Source organism: Acidithiobacillus sp. TH-A36 (assembly GCF_057473445.1).
The window spans coordinates 1-5,376 of record NZ_JBYCKP010000134.1; the positions used below are offsets into that span (position 1 = coordinate 1).

Here is a 5,376-nt window from a genome sequence, read left to right on the forward strand (position 1 = left end):
AGCGCTTAGTCCTAAAAACAGCTACGGCATTTTCAACTGAATGGAGAACTGCAACACTGAGCATCCGCATTTAACTTAACGGCCTTTGGTGGGTAGCCTTTGCTCAGGTACCCGCCAGCACGTCCATCACCGCCTGCTCGTCATACACTTTGCTGTCCACCTTGCAGTACACCGCGCCTTCATCCTTGAATACCGCCACCTCAGCAATACCCGGAAGCGCCAGCAAACGGGTCGTCAGATTACTCTGACGCTCCGCCGCTTCTGTCAAAGTGAATACCCGGGTCGCCAGGTAACGGGGCCTTTGCATGGTCAGGGCAACCACCAGCCAGATGGCATAAATAATGGCTACCGCCCAGAAAATATCGCTGTAATTACGCGCGCCCGGAATATACAGCAAACCACCCAGCAAGCCTCCACAAAAAGCACCCAAAAATTCGGACGTGGTATACACACCGGTTGCCGTACCTTTGGCACCGGGATGACAGAATTTGGCGACCAACGAAGGCAGGCTGGCTTCAAGCACATTGAAGCCCATGAAAAACAGGAAAAGCGCTACGGCAATCAGCCAGATATTATGGGCTGACAGCGCCATCAAAATGACCGAAACCAGTAAAATCGCAATGGCGATGATGAATACTTCCTTGAGCTTCCGTTTGGCTTCGCCCACGATAATCATCGGCAGCATGGCGACGAAAGAGAGCAGCATGACCGGCAAATACAGCATCCATTGATCATTCAGACTGAGCAGCGGATGCCGGGGATCAATCAGCACCAGCGGCAGCACCACGAATATGGCCGTGAGTCCGGTATGCAGGGAAAAAATGCCAAAATCCAGTCGCAACAAGCTGGGATCGCGCAACACATCGCCCAACATGGCCGGGCTCATTTCCGCATCGCGATGAAAGCGGGTGGGAACTGCCGGAATCACCAGGTAAAGAACGCCAATGGCGGCAAGGGACAAGACCGCAGTGAGCCAGAATATGCCACTGACCCCAATCCAGTGGGCAAGGGGCGCGGAAAGAATCAGGGAAATACTGAAACTGATGCCAATGGTAATGCCGATAATCGCCATGGCCTTGGTCCAGCGTTCTTCCCGAACCAGGTCGGCGGTCAGGGCAATAATGGCGGCTGCCACTGCGCCAGCCCCTTGCACAATGCGGCCAATCAACAACCATTCAATACTGGTCGCCGTAGCAGCAATGGCACTGCCAATGGCAAATATCAGCAGCCCTATGGCAATGACCGGCTTGCGTCCCCATTTGTCAGAAAGTTTGCCGAAGGGAATCTGAAAAAAGGCCTGGGTCAGTCCATAGGCTCCCAGAGCAATACCTATTAACACCGGATGGTCCATGGCACCCCGTAAACCATGGGCATAAACAGAAAACACCGGGAGAACCAGAAAGAGTCCCAACAATCTCAGGCCAAATATTCCGGCCAGGGAAAATACGGCTCGGCGTTCCTTCTGATTGAGTGCGGCTTCAGGATTTTTCATGTACAGCTCCTTGCTGACTATTTATCGGACGATTTATCCGGGTGGATTTTTTCCTGGACAACATAATGATTTTCTGGAATATCAAGACCCTTTTTGAAGAGCGGGTAGGTATAAATACTCTGTTCCAGAAACACCCGGCGCAATGCAAAAGCCGTCAGTGAAGTGACCATGGCCGGGAGCAGAATATGATAATTATTCGTCAATTCCACCACCATGACCGGCGCACTGATCAGGGCTCCGGTACTTGCCCCAACCATCCCCGCCATTCCGCACATGGCAAATAGTGGAATACTGCCATGCCAACCCAGCAAGCCCTCTGCCAGATAACCAACGCCTGCACCCATGGCCGCCCCCATAAACAGGGAAGGCGAAAAAATCCCGCCAGAACCGCCCGTACCAATGGTCAGACTGGTGGCAACGCCTTTCAGAATCAACAGTAAAATCAGAAAGCCGAGCAGATGTAAGTGACCGGTCAAAATTTCCGAAATAGCAAAATAACTGCCACCAATCAGGTAATAATGGCCGGTAAACCAGAACATTCCATACAGGAGCAACCCCACCAGCAACATGGCACTCATGTGTCGCAAATAAGGATTGGGCAAGTAGTATTTGCTGGTCTGCCCTGTCCAGGTCAGCAACTGTATGAACAAAAAGCTCATCAAACCTGCCACAATGCCCAGCAGCGCAAAAGCCGGAAGCATCAGGCTCCCGGAAAGTGTCGGTGTGGGCACATAGGCGAGAATATGAAAATTGCCCAGACCGGTTTCCGTGATCCAGGTCGCGGAAACCGTTGCTACCAGCGTGGATAACACCGTCCAGGGGCGCCAGTCGGGCACAATGACTTCCATGGCAAAAAACCAGCCACCCAGAGGGGCATTAAAAACCGCTGCGATGCCCGCACCGACTCCGCAACCCACCAGATGAATACGGCGACTGTCGGACATGGGCAGCACATGGCCCATTAATGCGCCCATTGCCGCACCAAACTGCATGGCGGGTCCCTCGCGCCCCGCAGAACCTCCCGAACCCAGAGTCAGCGCCGTCGCCAGTGGCCGTAAAACGGCAATAATGGGGCGTATGCGTCCGCCATCCGTGTGCACCGACTCCATCACCTGACTGACGCCTGCACCTTCAACTTCCGTGGTGACCCGTTGCACCAGAATGGTGACCAGAAAGGCACCCAATACCGGCACCAGAATCACCCACGGTCCCCAACGTGCTGGTGTGGATGGCAAATGCTCGTTGTAATAAAAACTCCAGCTTCCCTGAAAAAACAGGTTGTGGAGCAGCGCTACCAGATAATGGAAAAGCAAAGCACCGCCACCGGCTAACAAGCCCACAAAGGCACCGAGAAGGATCAATCCGGGCCCTTCACCCACCGGAGAAAGCCGATCATGGAGAGTGCGGCGCAGGCTTGTCCATGTCTGTTTCATCGTACGGTACCCCGACTCATTGCGGGCCTCGCTCCGGTCGCAGCAGGACCTGAGGCAGAGAGGCATAACTGAGAATATCTTCCACGGTCACCACAGCCACCACATCCTCATGATGTTCGGGGGGATCCTTTTTGCAGAGCAGCGCCGTCTCGCAGGCACAGGCGCGCAGACGGGCGACCAGATCATAAAGCTGACTGTCATCACGCACCGCCACCCAGTCGGTACTGGCCAGATCACTCAAGGGCACCTGGCGGATTTCCCGACGCAGAATTTCTGCCACCCGATGCGCAGGAATGACCGCCAAAGGCATGGTCCCTTCAATGATCAGCACATGGGGCAACTCGCGACGATGCAGGAGTATTTTCTGTAAATCCTCCAATGTCCGGTCGCCGCGCAGGCGTACCATGGGCGTTTCGATGAGTTGCGCCGCAGGACGCATCAGGTAAAGATTGCTGTGCCGGGCTTCAGGAATAAAATGTCCCCGCCGGATCAGCTTGCGCGTGTAGATGCTCTCGCGGGTAAACAGTCTGCGCACACCAAAAGCCAAGCCCGATACCACAATCAACGGGATAATGATGTGGTAGTCGTTGGTCATCTCAAAAATCATGACGGCGCCAGTGACGGCGGCTCCGGTAGACGCCCCGACCATCCCTGCCATACCCAGTGCAGCGCCCACCGCCATACCCATCTGATAGTCCGGAATCCATTGACTCACCAGGGCTGCGAAAGCGCCCCCCATCACAGCACCCACGAACAGGGAAGGAGAAAAAACCCCGCCGGATCCTCCCGAACCCAAAGTGACCGAAAAGGAAAACACCTTCAATACCAACAACAGCAGCAGAAAGCCGGGATTCAGCAGGGTACTTTCCAGAACATTCTGGACCGTGGCATAACCCACGCCCTCCACATAATAATGTCCGGTGAAGCGTTGGATCAAATACATGGCCAGGCCTACCGCAGCCATTCCCGAAATTGCGCGCAGATAGGCGTTTTTGAACCATTTGTCGAGCAGATCTTCGGTCCAGTACAGGGCATTGGTGAACAGCAAACCCACGCCCCCTACCAACAACCCAAAAACCACATAGGCTACATAATCGGCAGCTGTTTCATGTGCTGTGCTGGCAATAATGCTGGCAGGAATCACAAAAGAAGGATGATTTCCCAGAAACAGGCGTGACACAAAGGTGGCGGTTCCGGTGGCAATCATGACCGGCACCAGAGTACGGGCACTGACTTCCACCAGCATCAATTCCACCGCAAACAGAATGCCGCCAACCGGCGTATTGAAAGTGGCCGCAATTCCGGCACCGGCACCGGCAGCAATCAGGCCCAGACGCTGCCACTCATGCAAGCGCAACCATTGCGACAGACTGGACCCAAAGGCTGCGCCCATCTGGATAATGGGCCCTTCCCGACCCACTGAGCCGCCACTCCCAATGGTAATGGCCGAAGCCAGCGCCTTGATCAGGACCACGGCAGGGCGAATCACCCCGCGCTTGTAGTAAATGGCATCCATCACCTCGGGCACGCCATGACCTTTGGCCTCGGGTGCAAAGTTGCGCACCAGCCAGACCACAATCAGACCACCGATAATGGGGGCCAAAATGATTCCAGCGCCCCAGATACTGGCATCGGAATGTTGCAGTGCATTAAAAGAAAAGGACCACTGACCAAAGAAAAACAGGTTGTGCATCAGGCCGATGAGACGCCGAAATGCCACCGCCCCCAGCCCGGCAATAATGCCGACAAAAAAGGCCAGCAACAGATGGAATAAAGGGTTGCGGCGCAGCCTGCCCTGCCATCCGCCTACTTCTCTTTCGATTACATGGGTCAAAACTTCAGGAGCAATTGGGGTATTTTCCGGCATTACCAACTCTTGGAAATGATTTTGTTTTGACGGTACGCTATCCTTGAAACTCAAACAAATCGATTTAGTTGAATATTGATTCGGATTAATTGATGAATATTAGCGCAGAACAATGGCTGACCCTCTTACTGCTCGCCGAAACCGGCAGTGTCAGCGAAGTCGCCTCCCGCCTGCATCGTGGTCAACCGGCGATTTCTGAACGTCTGCATAAAATATCGGAAGAAGTCGGCGAGCCCCTCTATATCCGGGAGGGGGGCAGCATCCGCCTGACGGAAGCCGGTCAGGTTCTGTTGCCCGATATCCGCCAGCTCCGGGACAAAATCAGCGACATAGAACGCCTGGTTGCCCGCCGCCAGTCCCTGCAGAGCGGCGATTTGCGCATTGCCTCGACCAGTCTGATTGCCAACCACCTCCTCCCGGCCTACCTGCAAAAGTTTCAGAGCAATCATCCAGATATCAATCTGCACATCAAAAGTGGCGTGACTTACTGGCAGGATATTCAGCTTTCCGAAATTGACATTCTTTTTTTTGAGGGGGATATGGATATTCCCAACCTCCCCGCCTACTACGAAAAACTGCCCTGG

Annotated in this window: 4 protein-coding genes; 1 reads left to right on the forward strand and 3 read right to left on the reverse strand. The window is 54.2% G+C overall.

Annotation, left to right across the window (positions count from 1 at the left end; genetic code table 11):
* Positions 1 to 103 precede the first annotated feature (103 nt).
* Genes AC2VLY_RS03720 through AC2VLY_RS03730 form a run of 3 tightly spaced genes read right to left on the reverse strand, consistent with a single transcriptional unit; the run spans position 104 to position 4,792 of the window.
* Positions 104 to 1,492 carry an MFS transporter gene (locus AC2VLY_RS03720; protein WP_486892923.1) on the reverse strand — a complete coding sequence of 463 codons (1,389 nt, stop codon included), beginning with the start codon at positions 1,490 to 1,492 and terminating at the stop codon, positions 104 to 106.
* A gap of 17 nt (positions 1,493 to 1,509) precedes the next feature.
* A complete protein-coding gene (locus tag AC2VLY_RS03725) occupies positions 1,510 to 2,925 on the reverse strand; it encodes a chloride channel protein (RefSeq protein WP_193651046.1) in 1,416 nt (471 codons plus the stop codon).
* Between the two features lie 16 nt (positions 2,926 to 2,941).
* Complete coding sequence (locus AC2VLY_RS03730) at positions 2,942 to 4,792, reverse strand: chloride channel protein (RefSeq protein ID WP_193651045.1); 1,851 nt, start codon at positions 4,790 to 4,792, stop codon at positions 2,942 to 2,944.
* 92 nt (positions 4,793 to 4,884) lie between these two features.
* On the opposite strand from AC2VLY_RS03730, the gene AC2VLY_RS03735 reads away from it, so the two are divergent.
* On the forward strand, positions 4,885 to 5,376 hold a 492-nt coding region (locus AC2VLY_RS03735), incomplete at its 3' end, for a LysR family transcriptional regulator (protein WP_486921785.1).